Source organism: Flavobacterium sp. W1B, from assembly GCF_047344965.1.
Classification (GTDB): domain Bacteria; phylum Bacteroidota; class Bacteroidia; order Flavobacteriales; family Flavobacteriaceae; genus Flavobacterium.
In genome coordinates this window covers 315,563-331,933 of record NZ_CP178845.1, presented here as the reverse complement: position 1 = coordinate 331,933, position 16,371 = coordinate 315,563, and the positions used below count along the sequence as shown (strand labels likewise).

Sequence of the window (16,371 nt, the reverse complement as noted above, 5' to 3'; positions counted from 1 at the left end):
TATTAATTTAGAATATCGATTTAATGAAGTTTTTAGTTTCTATTATAGTTCCCTGTTTTAATCAAGCCCAATATTTAGATGAGGCTTTACAATCCGTTTTGGATCAAACTTATGAAAATTGGGAGTGTATTATTGTCAATGATGGTAGTCCCGATAATACTGAAGCTATTGCCCAAAAATGGGTGATAAAAGACAGCCGATTCATTTATTTATATAAAAAAAATGGAGGAGTCAGTAGCTCTAGGAATTTAGCGCTAGAAATGGTTAAGGGTGATTATATACAGTTTCTAGATTCTGATGACTTTTTGGATAAAGAAAAATTAGAATTGTCATTGGATTTAATTAATAAATGTAATGAAAAGGATATAAAAGTTATTGTTTCCGATTTCAGAATGTTTAGAGATAATCATAATAAGACTTTAAATCCATATTGTAATTTGAATAATGAGTTATTGAACTTCGAGAGTTTACTTTATTATTGGAATGGAACTTTTTCCATACCAATCCATTGTGGTTTTTTTGAGGTTTCTTTATTCGAAAATATTAGATTTCCAGAAAACATGACGGCACATGAAGATTGGATTGTATGGGTTTCTATTTTTAAAACAGGTGATAAAGCTCTTTTTTTAGATAAGATTTTGGCTCTTTATAGAATAAATCCTTCAGGAAGAGTGAAGTCGAAAAGTTTGTATGAAGATCAGCTCAAAGCATGTGAGTTTTTTAAAAACTATTTATCAGAACAAGAATTTTATAAATTTTCAATGCTCTTAATCTCCAGATATTATAAATCAAATGATGATTTAAAATGCAGATTTAAAGCTATTAAAAATTCAAATAGTTATCAAACAGGATTGATGATAAAAAAAATTTTAAAGGGATTGGGTATTTTGAAACTATCCAAAAGTTTGTTTCCCTTTATTCTAAAATTAAAATCTAAATAGGTAAATCTTTTTTTGTTTATGATCGCTATAGTAATTCCATATTATAAAATTGGCTTTTTCGAAGAAACCTTGGAATCGTTAGCCAATCAAACGGATAAACGATTCAAAGTCTATATTGGTGATGATGATAGTTCTGAAAATCCAACAGATTTATTAAATAAATATAAAGGAAAGTTTGATTTTGTTTTTCATCGTTTTGAGAGTAATTTAGGGGGGACTTCACTTATAAGACAATGGGAGCGTTGTATTGCTTTATCGGGTAATGAAGAGTGGATAATGATCTTGGGAGATGATGATGTTTTGGGGAATAATGTGGTTGAGTCATTTTATAATCAATATATAGAATTCAATGAGCTATGTAATGTTGTAAGGTTTGCATCTGTTGTATTAAATGAGCAAGATCATACTATTTCAAAAATGTATGAGCATCCCAGATTAGAAAAAGGAATAGATTTTTTTATCAGAAAATTAAGATGGGAGACAAGAAGTTCTTTGTCCGAATATTTTTTTAAAAGAAAAGTATATTTAAAATATCACTTCAAAGACTATCCTTCTGGTTTTTATAGTGATGATAGAGCTTGGATTGATTTCTCGGAGGATAAACTTATTTATACTATAAATGAGTCGGTTGTTACTATACGAATCTCAGATTCTAGTCTGTCAGGGACTGCAGATAAAGACGTTCTTAAACAAGCAGAATATCTTTATTTGAAATATTTTTATGAAAATAAATTGTCTTTTTTGTTAAAGAAAAATAGACTTTTTGTTTTGAAAAAGATTGAGTTTTATTATTATTTTAGTCATACTGTCAATTGTAAATCTTGGTTTTATTTATATACAAAGTATTGGAGTAATTTTGATATTCGTGAATTGTATAGGTTTCATAAAAGAATATTATTGAAGATATTAGAAAGTTAATCTAAAAAAACAGAAGATGAAAAAAATACTCTTTATTATTCATGAAGCCTCAGAAACAGGAGCGCCACTTGTAATTAATAATTTGTTAAATTCTAGCTATTCGAAGGATTATAAGTGTTTTGTTTTGAGTATTTATGGAGGTAAAATAGAGCATAATTTGAGAGATAACGCACAGGTTTCTGTTCTTTATGTAAAGGGACAAAGCAAAGATTTTTTTCATAAAGTAATTAGGAAGTTTTTTAAGCCTAAGAATGACTATCTTAAAAAATTAGAGAGTGGTTTTTTTGATTTAGTTTATATAAATAGTATAGCTAGTTTGACCAGATTGCCTTCATTGAAGTTTTTAAAAAAAAACAAAACTGTTTTACATATTCATGAAGGGCCAATTCTTATAAAAAATTTAGATGCCGAAGTTTTACTTCAGAAAGAAATTAATAATTTTTCAAAATTGATTTTTGTTTCGGATTTTGTAAAAGAGGCAATAATTTCAGAACATAAGATTGATTCGTCAAAATATGAGGTTATTGCTCCCATAAATAGATGGATAAAGGGTTTTAATTCTGATTCAGAATTAAAATTATTAGGATTTGCCAAAAACTCATTTGTTGTTTGCTCTTCGGGTTCCATGAATTATACTAAAGGAGTAGATGTTTTTTTGCAGATAGCTATAAATGTGATAAATAAAGCCAATCTAAATAGACCAATTTATTTTATATGGATTGGTACAAATGGCAGTGCTGAAATAAGGAACCATTTACTAGCTGACATAAAGAAAATGTCCCTTGAGGATAATATAAAGATCTTACCTAATACAGATGCAATTATCAGCTATTTTAAAGAATCAGATGTTTTTTTATTGTCATCAAGAGAAGAATCGTATTCAATGGTTGCTATGGAAAATGCAATGTGTGGAAAACCTGTCATATGTTTTGATAAAGGTAATGGTACTGTAGGATTTATTAATAATGAAAATGGAGCTGTAGTACCTTATTTGGGTATTCAGGAAGCAGCAACAGCAATTTTGGAAATGTATGATAATCCTGTAGTTTTGAAGCGAAAATCAACGGCAATGAAAAAAAGTGCACTTGAGTTTTCCGCGGATAATGGTGCTGTAAGAATTTTTAATCTAATAGAAGAAGTAATTAATGAAGGATAAGAAATTAAAAATATTAACAATAATAGTTACCTATAACGGCGGTAAGTGGCTTAAAAAATGCATTGACTCTATTCAAAGTTCAACTATTTCTACAGCTATTTTTGTAGTTGATAATGCTAGCTCAGACGACACTGCTTCCATATTAGAAACGTTTGAAGATATTAAAATACATAAAAGTTCCGAGAATTTAGGGTTTGGGCAAGCCAATAATTTAGGTCTCAAATATGCATTAGATAATGGGTATAATTATGTTTTTTTATTAAATCAAGATACGTGGATTGAAAAAAACACTATAGAGGTTTTATTAGCAACTGCAGAAAAGAATAAGGAGTATGGTATTATGTCTCCGCTGCATTATTTTTCTGATGAAAAATCGCTAGAATATTTTTTTAGTATTAGAATTTCACCTCAATATTGCAAAGATATTCTTTCTGATTTTGTAATTAAAGGAGTTGAAAAAATGAAGGATATTTATCCATTAAATTTTATTAATGCAGCTTGCTGGTTAATTCCTCGAAAAACATTAGAGATAGTTGGTGGTTTCGATCCTATTTTTTTTCATTACGGAGAGGATAATAATTACTGCGATCGTGTTAATTATCATAATATGCAAGTAGGCATTGTACCTGCTGTTAAAATTTATCATGATTGCTATGATGCAAATAACAAAAAGGAACAAGACATTAAGGAACACCTGAGAAAATTTGAGTTAGATACTAAAATAATCTATGCCAATATTAATTTAGATGTTTGCAAACGAGAAATATTAGCTTTAGCATTTAAAAAACTTTTGCTTAGCTTATTGTTTATATTTCGTTTTAAATTTTTAGAGGCTAGGAAGTATTGGTTGTCAGCTAAAATAATATTTAAAAATTGTAACAAGATAATTGAAAGTAGAAGTAGGAATTTTATTCCAGGAGAAAACTATTTGATTAATGAAAATAAAAGTTAAGATTATAAAAAATATTTTAATTAATAATAATAGTTTATGCATGTCGCAATCTTAAAAGAATAAATACTTTTAAGTGTCTATAAAGAAAATTAGTATATTTAATAGAAACATATATTGGAATGAAATATTAATGGAAGTATCAATACTAATTGTAACAAAGAACAGACCGGATGAACTAGAAATCACCTTAAACAAATTATTTGTATTATTAGATTTATCTATTCAAGAAGTCTTAGTTTTTGTTGACGGTTGCAAAAAAACGGAAGTTTTAATTGAAAAATATCCATGGGTACAATGGGAAATTTCTGAAATAAGTATCAGTGCTTCTCCTGCAAGAAACGAGTTGTATAAAAAGGCAAAAGGTGTTTTTTTTATAGGTTTAGATGATGATGCACATCCTTTGTCAGATGATTTTATTGTTAAAACTAAATCTATTTTTTTAGCAGACACAAGAATTGGTATTATTGCTTTTCAAGAAATTAGAGGCATTTTCGTATCGGATAAAGAATCGTTAGAAAAGGCGGAAGTAGAAATTGAAAAGTACAAAACAAATGATTTTGTGGGATGTGGCTTTGCTATTCGAAAAGAAATTTATGAGAAAACCAATGGTTTCCCGGTTTGGATAGATATTTATGGTGAAGAATCTTGTTTGTCTATTGAAGTGTTAGATTTAGGTTATGAAATTTACTATGATAATACAATAATAGTGAATCATAGAGTGAACAAAAAAAAACGTTTAACACAAGGCAGAAATTATTTTCGATTTGAAAAGCAACTAAAAAATACCATCTTTTATTATGTGGTTTATTTTCCAAATCCGATACTGAAAATTGTAAGATTGCTATTTCATAATTTTAAAAAATATGCTTTACATGATTTTAAGTATTTTCAGTTGTTTTGGAAATCAATTTTTAATACTTGCAAAGAAATATTTCATGTCCTAAAATATAGGAAACCAGTTCAAAAAAGCACTTTGCGAAAATTAAAAACTATAAAAGGAATAAAGTATTAGTTTGTACCTAATACTTTTTCAACCATTAAAATTATTTTTTAAACAAAAGCGAAAAAATATAAAAATGAAAAAAACAGCAATCATTCCCCTTCGCAAAGATTCAAAAGGGATTCCCGGAAAGAACAAAAAGAAAATGGTGGGGCGCCCCTTATTTTCATGGGTTCTCACAGAGGCTGTTTTCTCTGATTTGGATGAGGTAGTTGTATTTACCAATGATCCGGAAATCATAGCCTATGTTGAGCGTGAATACCATTGGACCCCAAAGGTAAAAGCAATGCTTCGTAGCGATGAAAATGCCAATGATACGGCTTCTACCGAGAGTACGATGCTGGAGTTTTCAGAAAAAATAAATCATGACTATGCTATTTTGTGTTTGCTTCAGGCGACTTCGCCTTTAACCATGGCAAAGGATATTAATGCTGCACTGGATAAAATTTCCATCGAGCAGTATGATGCCGCTTTGACTGTAGTCAAAACGCATCGTTTTACTTGGAATGCAGATGGAACAGCACAAAATTACAATGTGTTCAATAGGCCCAGAAGACAGGATTTTGAAGGATTACTGATTGAAAATGGAGCTGTCTACTGTACAACTAAAGAAGGCTTTTTGAAATCTAAAAATCGAGTAAGCGGAACAATTGGGCTGGTAGAAATGCCAGAAGAAGCCTTAATGGAAATAGACAGTCTGTCTGATTGGACGATCATAGAAAATCTTTTGATAGAACGGCAAAAAAAGATGAAAAGCAATCAGCGAATTCAATATTTAGTGTTGGATGTAGATGGCGTTTTTACTGATGGAGGTATTTATTATAATGAAGGTGGAGAGTTTGCTAAAAAGTTTGATATGCGTGATGGTATGGGGCTGGAAATTTTACGTCAGCATAATGTGGAAGTGGTGGTACTGACTTCTGAAAATTCCAAATTGGTGGAACAGCGAATGAAAAAGCTCCAAATAGCGAATGCTTTTTTTGGGGTTAAAGACAAATATTCTTTTTTGAAGCATTTTTTAGCCGATAAAAATGCCGGATTTGACGCAGTGGCTTATGTGGGGGACGATGTTAATGATTTGACTAATATGTGTAGTTCCGGCTGGTCTTTTACTCCTGCTAATGCCACCGACAGTGTGAAAGTTCATGCTGATATTGTGCTAAACCATAATTCTGCCGATGGAGCGATAAGGGAGGTTTGTGAGTGGATTTTAAAGTATAATATGAGATTTTGAGTTTTGCCGCTGTTCAGTTCAGTTTTGCCGTGTTGAGACATTGACTTCGACAGGCTCAGTCTGACATCGGTGGTTTTATAAAAGTGGAATAAACAGTTGTCAAGTGCAGTCTGATATTTGTAGAGACAATTACTTTAGAGATTAAAGATTTGATGGTATTAACTTTATTTATCTTTTTAATATGTTAAAAATGAATGAGTACAAAGCCCCATATGTCATAGCCGAGATTGGTTGCAATCATAAAGGTGATATGGGAATAGCCAAGGAGTTAATCAAAATCGCAAAGATTTTTTGCCATGTGGATGCGGTTAAATTCCAAAAAAGAAACAATAAGGAGTTATTGACTGCGGAACAATATAATTCGCCGCATCCGAATCAATCCAATTCTTATGGAGCTACTTATGGTTTACACAGAGAACATCTAGAATTTGATGTGAATCAACATGCAGAGCTTAAAAAGTACTGTGAGGAAGTGGGCGTGGTATATTCAACCTCCGTTTGGGACGCTACTTCAGCTAGGGAGATCGTCTCCCTAAATCCTGATTTTATAAAAATCCCTTCGGCCTGTAATAATAATTATGAGATGTTAGGATGGTTGTGTGATCATTATCAAGGTGAAATACATATTTCGACCGGAATGACGACCAAAGCGGAAATAGCTGATTTAGTTCGTTTTTTTGTCAAAAAAGAAAGAAATAAAGACTTGGTATTATACAATTGCACTTCGGGTTATCCGGTGCCGTTTGAAGACGTCTGTTTGTTGGACATTCATTTCTTGCAACAACACTACGGAGCTCAAGTAAAGCACATTGGTTTTTCGGGACATCATCTGGGCATAGCGGTAGATGTTGCGGCCTATGCTTTGGGAGCAAATATTATCGAGCGGCATTATACCTTAGACCGAACATGGAAAGGGACGGATCATGCGGCTTCGCTGGAACCTATGGGATTGCGAAAATTATGTCGGGATTTGAAGGCCGTACATGCTGCTTTGGATTATAAACAAACCGATATTTTGCCTATTGAGCAAGTTCAAAGAGATAAATTGAAAAATAAAAAAATATAATAGAATGTGTTTATGACATACTAGAGGAATTATTTGAAAGATTGCCCAGTTTGCCCGAAGAATCAGAGCTTGAGTATCTTCGGGATGGATTGATGAAAGTATGTCCGTTTTGAAAAGTGATTTTGATTTATAGTTTTCAAAATTTGATAGTTTAGATGATATGAAAAAGAAAGTTTTTGTTTTTTTGCCAGATGGAATTGGCTTGCGCAATTTTGCTTTTACCCAGTTTAAGGAAAAGGGAGAGCAAAAAGGATTCGATATCGTTTATTGGAACAATACCGTTTTTTCTTTGCAAGAAGAACTGAACTATCAAGAAGTAAAAATCGAGAATAATAAACTTCATCCGCTTACATCGGTATTTACAAGAGCCAGAAAAAGAATTGAGCTGAATCTTTTTGACAGAAAGTATAAGGAAACGGTTTATAATACGTACAATTTTCCGCAATCTTACCAAGGCTTTAATTCTGGTTTCAAAAGTATTTTGGTCGATTTATTAGTGTTTTTTGGTTCTAATGAAAGAGGATTGCAATGGGTAAGAGATCAAATTAAAAAATTCGAAAGAAAAAATTCCAAATATGAGTATTGCAAATTACAATTAGAGCAACATCAACCTGATTTTGTTTTTTGTACAAACCAGCGTTCTTCTCAAGCTATAGCTCCTCTATTGGCTGCCCAAGATTTGGGAATTCCAACGGCTACTTTTATTTTTTCATGGGATAATTTACCCAAGGCAACCACCTTAGTAGAAACTGATTTTTATTTTGTTTGGAGTGCTCATATGAAAAACGAAATCCTTCACTATTGTCCTTATGCGAAAGCACAAAATGTTTTTGTCACGGGGACTCCGCAATTTGAAAGTCATTTTGACAAAAGCCTTATAAAAAAGAGAACGCTGTTTTTTGAAGAGAATAATTTAGATGCCAATAAAAAATACATCTGTTATTCGGGTGATGATATTGTGACTTCTCCGTTGGACCAATATTATTTGGAGGATTTGGCTCAGTCTGTCATCGAATTGAATCAACAGGGGTATAATTTAGGAATATTGTATCGAAAATGCACTGTTGATTTTACAAGTCGCTATGATGCTGTTTTAGAGAAATATAAGGATGTAATTGCTGTGGTCAATCCTATTTGGAGACCCGTAGGGAGCAATTGGAATGAAATTATGCCTACTAAAGACGATTTTGCTATGCAGGCTAATGTATGTGAACATAGTGAATTTGTAGCCAATATTGCCTCTTCTATGGTGTTTGATTTTGTGGCCCATGATAAATCTTGTCTGTTTTTTGATTATGAACAACCCCAACTTCAGAAGGGAATCCGAGATATTGGACAAAATTATAAGTATATTCATTTTAGATCCATGCCTTCAAAAGAGGCTGCTTTGTGGTGTACTGACAAGAGTGAGCTGACTACAATCATAAAAAACATTTTGGATGGTAATCTTTCTAGTGTGTCAGAAGGGAAAAAATGGTTTGAGACTATTCTTGGAAAAGAACCCACCCAAGCTTCAGCTGCTATTTGGGCTGCCATCCACGAAATAGTAGGTTAGAAGCTGTTTTTCAATTTGTTTGTTATAGATTTATATTAAATCATTTTGAATAATTTATGCATATAGGCTTTATAACTCCAGAATATCCACATCGATTGGTATCACCTGCGGCAGGAATTGGTACGAGCATCAAGAACCTGGTCATGGCTTTGACTAAAAAAGGCATAGTGGTCTCCGTTTTTGTGTATGGACAAAAAGAAGATTCTGCTTTTGAGGAAGAGGGAGTGAAGATCTATTTGATAAAGAATCAAAAATATAAGGTTTTGGGTTGGTTTTTACATCGAAAGTACATCCAAAATAATATCAGTAAATACATTATTCTCAATCCAATTGACATTATTGAAGCTCCTGACTGGACCGGGATTACTGCTTTTATGAATTTCAATATTCCTTTGGTAATTCGTTTTCATGGCAGTGACACTTATTTTTGTCATTTGGAAAAAAGAAAGCAAAAACTAAAAAATTATTGGTTTGAAAAAATGGCTATCCATAAGGCGACTGCTTATATAGCACCAACAAGTTTTTCCGGCGCGCTTTCGGCTAAGCTGTTTGGACTTAAAAACAAAACGATACAAACAATTCATCATGGATTAGGACTCGAGAACTTTGAAAATTCAAATCCGGAAAGCTATGAAAAAGGGGTGATTCTTTATGTGGGTACTCTTATCAGGAAGAAAGGAGTTCTGGAACTTCCTGGGATTTTTAATCTGGTGAGGCAGCAGTATCCCGAAGCCAAATTAATCCTTATTGGCGGAGATGCCAGGGATGTTGAAACCCAATCCAATTCGACTTGGGAGCTGTTGAAGAAAAAGTTCGATTCTGAGGACCTTAAAAAAGTGAGTTATTTGGGAGCAATAGCTTACCAAGAAGTGCAGCATCATATCAAAAAAGCACAGCTTTGCGTGTTCCCCACCTTTGCAGAAACTTTAGGGATGGTCACCATTGAATCGATGGCTTTGCAAAAACCAGTGGTGAACAGCAATATTGGATGGTCAAAGGAATTGATTGTGGATGGTGAAAGTGGCTTTTTGGTGGATCCTAAAGACGCTGCGTTATTTGCCGAAAAAATAGTAGCTTTGATAAAGGACCCGGTTTTGAGCCAATCCATTGGTAAAGAAGCAAGGATAAGGGTAGAAAAGCTTTTTGATATAGAACAACTTGTCCAAGAGAATATAGTACTTTATCAATCCTTAATTAACTAAATTTTGATTATAGTTTGCCATTTAAGAGATAAAATTACGTCAGTGGTCAGCCATGATAATCAACGAATTCAATTTGATTATCATGGAACCATAGCTAAGGGTTTGCTTCTTTTGGCAGAACGATTTCCTAATAAAAAAATAGTTTGGTGTCATGCAGATTGGGTTCAGAATTTAGATTTGGATGCTATACAAAGTTTCTTTCACCATGATAAAATGATGCTCTCTTACAGTGGGGTTTCCAGTAATTACTTCCAAAGTACAATAGGCTATGTAGAAGAATCACCTTTTATAAAAATAAATAAAAAAGTGTCTTATCCTAGTTGGCAAATGAGCAGCGCGGTGGGTGTTTTGCACGCTTCTTTGTTATTGGCAGTTAAAGATAAGATACCATCCGATTCTAATTTTGATTATTATCTGAATTCGGTGGCCAAGCTGTGTATGCCTTTGGGTTTGTTTTGTTATTCAGAGCCGAAGCTTTTGCGTAGCACATTAGAAAAAGAGCCAGTACCACAGGCGTCTATTTTTACACTTTTTAGGTTTGTACGGCAGCATTATAAAAAAAGATGGATACTACTTTTGTTATTGAATCTTATCATTTATGAGCAACGTTTTCCTTTTGGAGCTTTTTTATACGCTGGATTTTTTAAGAACAGAAATAAAAATAGGATAAATCTGGATATCATTACGGTTAATTCTTCCTTAAAAGTAGTTGAGCGGGCCACAATAGATGTGATTATTCCCACTATAGGGAGAAAAATGTATTTGTATGATGTTCTTTGTGATTTAAGAAAGCAGCATCATCTGCCCAAAAATGTAATTATAGTAGAGCAGAATCCGTTGGCAAATAGTGTTTCTGAACTGGATTATTTGCAGGCTGAATACTGGCCTTTTGTAATTAAGCATAGTTTTACCCATCAGGCAGGAGCCTGTAATGCAAGAAATATAGCTTTGAATCAGGTGGAAAGTGAATGGGTTTTTCTTGCTGATGATGATATTCGTTTTGATGATAATTTTATTCAAAATGCATTTAAGAATATAGATAAAATGGGAATAAAGGCAGCAATTTTCAGTTGTCTTTTAAAAGCTCAAAAGAATAATTATCCATTGCTATCTCAAGCAACTGTTTTTGGTTCGGGATGTAGTATAATCGAAAAAGTTAATCAAAAAATGTTTAAGTTTAATAAAAGTTTTGAATTTGGTTATGGTGAAGACATTGATTTTGGGATGCAATTGCGAAATCAAGGACATGATATTTTGTATTTGCCTGAGCCGGAAATTTTGCATCTAAAAGCACCTATTGGAGGTTTTAGGACGAAACCGTATTTAGAATGGCATAAGGATAAAATTCAACCTAAACCATCGCCTACAGTGATGTTGTTTCGTATTTTACATCATACCGATGAACAACTTTTGGGATACAAAACAACGCTGTTTTTTAAATATTATAAGCATCAAAAGCATAAAAATCCATTGAAGTATTTTAATGTTTTCCAAAAGCAATGGAAACAAAGTGGTTTTTGGGCAAATGAACTAAATAAGGAATCATGAAGTTTTCGCTTATTATCTGCACTTATATGCGTCCACGACCTTTGATGCGGCTGTTGCAATCAGTGCAACAACAAAGTGTGTATCCTGATGCCATTTTGATCGTTGATGGATCAACAAATTCTGAAACGGAATTGGTTTTGAAAAAGAATGAATTTAAAAAATTAAATTATTTTCTTGTTCCTTCGGAGTGTCGAGGGTTGACCAAGCAAAGAAACTACGGAATTGAAAGAATAAAGGATTGCACGGATATCGTTTGTTTTTTGGACGATGACACGGTTTTAGAAAGAAGCTATTTTGAAGAAATTCTTAAAACATATAAATTATTCCCAGAGGCTTTAGGGGTTGGGGGATATATTGCCAATGAAGCTGTTTGGGAAAAAGCACCCGAAAACTATAAACCAAAAGTTTCTGAATTTCATTATGATGGATGGAAGCGCAAGGACGGGAGTCGGTTCGTGCTTCGTAAAAAACTTGGGCTGGATTCCGATCAAGTCCCCGGTTTTTCGCCTTTGTTTTCTCATGGGAGAAGTATTGGTTTTTTACCACCAACTGAGAAGATATACAAGGTGGAATTATTGATGGGTGGAGTATCTTCCTTTAAAAAAGAGGTTTTTAATGATTTTAAATTTTCTGCTTATTTTGAAGGTTATGGTTTGTATGAAGATGCCGATTTTACTTTACGAGTAGCAAAATCAGGTGAGTTATATGTTAACACGGCTGCTAAATTAAATCATTTTCATGATGCATCGGGAAGGCCCAACCAGTATCAATACGGAAGAATGGTGGTGCGCAACGGCTGGTTTGTTTGGAGAGTAAAAAATCCAAATCCGTCACTTGAGGCTAAACTGAAATGGCATGCTATCACTATACTCTTGACATTGGTGCGATTTAGTAATATATTTACCACTAGCAAGAAAAAGGAAGTACTTACCGAGGTTTTAGGGAGAACTGTGGGCTGGTGGAGTTTGTGGTTGAATTCTCCAAAAAGATATTTTTAGAAAGGGAACAGCATACTGTTAAATTAGTTTTATAAATGAAAAGATGAATTTAGTAATAATCACTCATGTTCCTCATACCATAGAGCAAAATCAGTATCATGCTTACGCACCTTATATCAACGAAATGAATGTTTGGGCAAAGCAGGTCAAGGAATTGATTATTGTAGCGCCGGTTAATAAAGGACAGTATACAGTGATTGATAGTCCTTATCACCATAAAAGCATTCAATTTATTGCTATCGATCCATTTGATAAATTAAGTTTTAAAACAATTGTTCCTGCAATTTTAAAAACCCCAAAAATAGGTTGGAAGATTTATAAAGCCATGCAAAAAGCCGCTCACATCCATTTGCGTTGCCCTGGCAATATTGGTTTGATTGGTTGCGTTGTTCAAATACTGTTTCCTAAAAAGACAAAAACAGCTAAATACGCTGGCAACTGGGATCCTAAATCAAAACAACCCTGGTCTTATCGATTGCAAAAGTGGATTTTGAATAACACTTTTTTGACTAAAAACATGCAGGTATTGGTTTATGGGCAATGGGAAGGAAGCTCTGTCAATGTGAAATCTTTTTTTACGGCCACTTATAAAGAGGAAGATAAAGCACCTATAAGACCTAAAGTATTAAAAGACACAATTAATTTTGTTTTTGTTGGTGCCTTAGTAAAAGGTAAAAATCCATTATATGCGATTCAACTACTAGCTGATTTGTCGAAAAAAGGATTCAAAGTACATTTAGATTTGTATGGTGAAGGATTGGAAAGTAAGGTTTTGGAACGTTATATTTTGGAGAATCAATTAACCAATTTCATTATCTTAAAAGGGAATCAATCACAGAGAACAATTAAAAAAGCCTATCAAGATAGTCATTTTGTTATTTTGCCTTCTGATAGCGAAGGTTGGCCAAAAGCTCTTGCCGAAGGGATGTTTTGGGGTTGTGTCCCCATAGCGACTGCTGTTTCTTGTGTTCCTTATATGTTGGATTATGGGAACAGGGGAATTCTATTGGAAATGAATTTAGCAAAAGATAGAGCACAAATGGAACTCATTTTACAAAATCAAGCAGACTATAATATCAAACAAAAAAAAGCATCAGACTGGTCAAGAGCTTATACTTTGGATGTTCTTGAGCAAGAAGTAAAAGAGTTGTTGGGCTTAAAGTGATTGAATTCCAGTTAGTTTTGTTAGAAACTAAAGAGGTTTATTGATAATTATTAAGAAATTTTGTTTAATTTGACAGTGCCAAATATAGAAAAACAAGCTCAAAATGCGTATCATTCAAATTATAGATTCTCTTGAGGCTGGTGGTGCAGAACGAATGGCAGTCAACTATGCCAATGCGCTTGTTGGAGAAATTACTTATTCCGGTTTGGTTGTGACCCGAAAAGAAGGCAATTTAAAGAAAGAAGTTGACAATAGGGTTTCTTATTTGTTTTTAAATAAAAAAAATACTTTTGATGTCTCGGCACTTATTCGATTGAGAAACTTTGTCAAGAAAAATAAAGTGACTGTTATTCATGCGCATAGTACTTCTTTTTTTATAGGAGTTCTAATAAAACTATCTTTTCCCAAGATAAAATTAGTATGGCATGAACATTATGGAGCGAGAATAAATCAATCCAGAATGGGGAATTTATCATTACTTTTTTCTTCTGTTTTTTTTTCCTCTGTTTTAACGGTTAACCCGAAATTAGAAACTTGGATTAAAAGAAATTTATTTGTGAAAAAGGTTACTCATATTCCCAATTTTATAACGCAAGAGGCTATTGTTTCAAGGAAAACATTTTTAAAAGGAAGCAATGGAAGGCGCATTGTTTGTTTGGCGAATTTAAAAAACCCAAAAAATCATTTAGCACTTCTAAAGGTTTTTGAAGAAATGAAATTGCATGATTTGGATTGGAGTTTGCATTTAATTGGGAAGGACTATAATGACTGCTATTCTGACGCTTTAAAAGGATTTATAAAAAAGAATGATTTAGAAAAATTTATTTTTATATATGATTCTAAAGATGATATACAGCATATTTTATCTCAAGGAACAATTGGAGTTTTGTCCTCAACTGATGAGGGTTTTCCGGTATCCTTGTTAGAATATGGCTTGGCAAAATTAGCGGTATTATCAACTAATGTAGGATATTGTCCATCGATTATTAAAGATGATTTTAGTGGGTTGTTGTTCAGTCCATTGAGTGATTTACAATTTGGGGAGCAACTTTGTAAAATAATTTCGGGAGAAACATTACGAATAAGATTTGGAGAACGTTTACATGAAATTGTGTTACAGCAGTATTCGAGAGAAGCAGTTATAAAAAAATATTTAAATTACTTAGAATGTAATTGCAAATGAAAAAAGAAGAATTGTACTACTTCTATTTAATACTGTTCCATATTGGGATTGGTCTTGTTATTTTTTTATTTCCTTTTCTTTCAAAAGTATACGGGTTTTCGATTCTTTTTTTAGGAGCTTATATTATTATAAAAAAGCAAAATAAAAATCAGGAAGCACTTTTGGTAGCTGCTTATTTGGTAGGCAGCGAAGTCTTTTTGAGGATGACGGGTGGCAGTATTTCCTACGAGTTTTCAAAATATGGAGTGATGATTTTTTTGTTTATGGGGATGTATTACAGTGGTTTTTCTAAAGCTGCCGTGCCGTATTGGATCTATTTGGTATTACTGATTCCCGGTATAGTCATTTCCACTTTTGTATTAAATTTTGATACCAACATTAGAACTACCATTGCTTTTAATATTTCGGGTCCTGTTTGTCTTGGGGTTGCTTCTATTTATACCTATAGACGAAAAATAACATTGGAGCGAATGAATGATATTCTGCTTTGTATAGGCTTGCCTATTGTTAGCTGTATGGTTTATTTAACTTTTTACACACCCAATATCCGGGATGTGATAACGAGTACACAGTCTAGTTTTGAAGCTTCAGGAGGTTATGGACCTAATCAGGTAGCTACTTTTTTAGGTTTGGGGATGTTTATATTTTTTTCCAGAATAATATTGAAATCCAGAACAAAATTCATGCTTGTAATCAATTTAATCCTGGCTATGAATATTGCCTATAGAGGAATGGTTACTTTCTCTCGTGGAGGCATGATAACTGGTCTGTTTATGATTGTTTTATTGTTGCTGTTCTTGTATTTTAAGTCCAATTTCAGAGGTAAAGTGAAATTGAATTATATTATTTCTATGATTGCTCTAGCGATGATTGTTATATGGAGTTACACTTCGTTTCAGACAGGCGGCTTAATTAATAAGCGCTATGCAAACCAAGATGCAAAGGGAAGGGTAAAAGAAACCCAGCTTTCAGGTAGGGGAGAAGTAGCAATGAATGAAATTGATCTGTTTTTAAGAAATCCTATTTTTGGTGTAGGGGTTGCTAAAGGGGTCGAAATTAGAAAAAAGGAGACAGGAAATGGGACTTTGACCCATGACGAAATTACCAGAATGTTAGCCGAACATGGCTCATTTGGTATATTGGCTTTATTGATTTTGTTTTTCACACCTTTTGTTTTGTATCTCGAAAATAGTTTCAATTTGTTTTTATTGTGTTTTGTCACATTTTGGTTTTTAACTATAAATCATGCCGCCATGCGAACCGCTGTTCCGGCTTTTGTTTATTCCCTTTCATTACTTAATGTTCAATTGAGTAAACCTAAAAGGCATAATGAAGTGTTCTGATTTATTTATGAATTTTTTGTGTTTATGCTGTTTTTGTTGCTTTTTGTATTTTGTTTGTGATATGGTTTTGAGTTAATAGTTGTCATTTAACAGAATATTCTGTTTTTGAT

14 protein-coding genes are annotated in these 16,371 nt (G+C 33.0%); all 14 read left to right on the top strand.

From position 1 onward, the window contains the following. Positions 1-23: 23 nt before the first annotated feature. The 14 genes from ACMDB5_RS01455 to ACMDB5_RS01390 all read left to right on the top strand — a co-directional run bounded on the left by ACMDB5_RS01455 (position 24) and on the right by ACMDB5_RS01390 (position 16,261). A complete protein-coding gene (locus ACMDB5_RS01455) occupies positions 24-941 on the top strand; it encodes a glycosyltransferase family 2 protein (RefSeq protein WP_413999265.1) in 918 nt (305 codons plus the stop codon). Positions 942-959: 18 nt separating this feature from the next. Then, a complete protein-coding gene (locus ACMDB5_RS01450; RefSeq protein ID WP_413999264.1) occupies positions 960-1,859 on the top strand; it encodes a glycosyltransferase family 2 protein in 900 nt (299 codons plus the stop codon). Between the two features lie 16 nt (positions 1,860-1,875). Beyond that, a complete protein-coding gene (locus ACMDB5_RS01445) occupies positions 1,876-3,015 on the top strand; it encodes a glycosyltransferase (protein ID WP_413999263.1) in 1,140 nt (379 codons plus the stop codon). Continuing rightward, positions 3,005-3,967, top strand: coding sequence for a glycosyltransferase family 2 protein (locus ACMDB5_RS01440; RefSeq protein WP_413999262.1), 963 nt, complete (start codon positions 3,005-3,007; stop codon positions 3,965-3,967). The genes ACMDB5_RS01445 and ACMDB5_RS01440 overlap by 11 nt, the downstream gene beginning before the upstream one ends. A 130-nt stretch (positions 3,968-4,097) precedes the next feature. Then, positions 4,098-4,979, top strand: a complete 882-nt coding sequence (locus ACMDB5_RS01435; RefSeq protein ID WP_413999261.1) for a glycosyltransferase family 2 protein — start codon at positions 4,098-4,100, stop codon at positions 4,977-4,979. Between the two features lie 64 nt (positions 4,980-5,043). Then, the gene (locus ACMDB5_RS01430; protein WP_413999260.1) at positions 5,044-6,201 is read left to right on the top strand and encodes a cytidylyltransferase domain-containing protein; all 1,158 of its coding nucleotides are present in this window, start codon (positions 5,044-5,046) and stop codon (positions 6,199-6,201) included. A 190-nt stretch (positions 6,202-6,391) separates the two neighbouring features. Continuing rightward, positions 6,392-7,267: an N-acetylneuraminate synthase family protein gene (locus ACMDB5_RS01425; protein WP_413999259.1), complete on the top strand. Its 876-nt coding sequence runs from the start codon at positions 6,392-6,394 to the stop codon at positions 7,265-7,267. Between the two features lie 160 nt (positions 7,268-7,427). Continuing rightward, the gene (locus ACMDB5_RS01420) at positions 7,428-8,822 is read left to right on the top strand and encodes a UDP-glycosyltransferase (RefSeq protein WP_413999258.1); all 1,395 of its coding nucleotides are present in this window, start codon (positions 7,428-7,430) and stop codon (positions 8,820-8,822) included. Positions 8,823-8,878: 56 nt separating this feature from the next. Next, entirely contained in the window at positions 8,879-10,024 is a 1,146-nt protein-coding gene (locus tag ACMDB5_RS01415) for a glycosyltransferase family 4 protein (RefSeq protein ID WP_413999257.1), read from the top strand. A gap of 3 nt (positions 10,025-10,027) precedes the next feature. Next, the gene (locus ACMDB5_RS01410; protein WP_413999256.1) at positions 10,028-11,572 is read left to right on the top strand and encodes a glycosyltransferase family 2 protein; all 1,545 of its coding nucleotides are present in this window, start codon (positions 10,028-10,030) and stop codon (positions 11,570-11,572) included. Beyond that, positions 11,569-12,570 (top strand): glycosyltransferase family 2 protein, encoded by a 1,002-nt coding sequence (locus ACMDB5_RS01405; RefSeq protein WP_413999255.1) that lies wholly within the window; start codon positions 11,569-11,571, stop codon positions 12,568-12,570. Before ACMDB5_RS01410 ends, ACMDB5_RS01405 begins: the two co-directional genes overlap by 4 nt. Before the next feature lie 43 nt (positions 12,571-12,613). Next, positions 12,614-13,735: a glycosyltransferase family 4 protein gene (locus tag ACMDB5_RS01400; protein ID WP_413999254.1), complete on the top strand. Its 1,122-nt coding sequence runs from the start codon at positions 12,614-12,616 to the stop codon at positions 13,733-13,735. 103 nt (positions 13,736-13,838) lie between these two features. Then, entirely contained in the window at positions 13,839-14,918 is a 1,080-nt protein-coding gene (locus tag ACMDB5_RS01395; protein ID WP_413999253.1) for a glycosyltransferase, read from the top strand. Further along, the gene (locus ACMDB5_RS01390; protein WP_413999252.1) at positions 14,915-16,261 is read left to right on the top strand and encodes an O-antigen ligase family protein; all 1,347 of its coding nucleotides are present in this window, start codon (positions 14,915-14,917) and stop codon (positions 16,259-16,261) included. The genes ACMDB5_RS01395 and ACMDB5_RS01390 overlap by 4 nt, the downstream gene beginning before the upstream one ends. Positions 16,262-16,371 lie beyond the last annotated feature (110 nt).

Coding starts and splice junctions, on each gene's coding strand:
- ACMDB5_RS01455 (WP_413999265.1), top strand. CDS start 24: ATGAAGTTTTTAGTTTCTATTATAGTTCCCTGTTTTAATCAAGCCCAA.
- ACMDB5_RS01450 (WP_413999264.1), top strand. CDS start 960: ATGATCGCTATAGTAATTCCATATTATAAAATTGGCTTTTTCGAAGAA.
- ACMDB5_RS01445 (WP_413999263.1), top strand. CDS start 1,876: ATGAAAAAAATACTCTTTATTATTCATGAAGCCTCAGAAACAGGAGCG.
- ACMDB5_RS01440 (WP_413999262.1), top strand. CDS start 3,005: ATGAAGGATAAGAAATTAAAAATATTAACAATAATAGTTACCTATAAC.
- ACMDB5_RS01435 (WP_413999261.1), top strand. CDS start 4,098: ATGGAAGTATCAATACTAATTGTAACAAAGAACAGACCGGATGAACTA.
- ACMDB5_RS01430 (WP_413999260.1), top strand. CDS start 5,044: ATGAAAAAAACAGCAATCATTCCCCTTCGCAAAGATTCAAAAGGGATT.
- ACMDB5_RS01425 (WP_413999259.1), top strand. CDS start 6,392: ATGAATGAGTACAAAGCCCCATATGTCATAGCCGAGATTGGTTGCAAT.
- ACMDB5_RS01420 (WP_413999258.1), top strand. CDS start 7,428: ATGAAAAAGAAAGTTTTTGTTTTTTTGCCAGATGGAATTGGCTTGCGC.
- ACMDB5_RS01415 (WP_413999257.1), top strand. CDS start 8,879: ATGCATATAGGCTTTATAACTCCAGAATATCCACATCGATTGGTATCA.
- ACMDB5_RS01405 (WP_413999255.1), top strand. CDS start 11,569: ATGAAGTTTTCGCTTATTATCTGCACTTATATGCGTCCACGACCTTTG.
- ACMDB5_RS01400 (WP_413999254.1), top strand. CDS start 12,614: ATGAATTTAGTAATAATCACTCATGTTCCTCATACCATAGAGCAAAAT.
- ACMDB5_RS01395 (WP_413999253.1), top strand. CDS start 13,839: ATGCGTATCATTCAAATTATAGATTCTCTTGAGGCTGGTGGTGCAGAA.
- ACMDB5_RS01390 (WP_413999252.1), top strand. CDS start 14,915: ATGAAAAAAGAAGAATTGTACTACTTCTATTTAATACTGTTCCATATT.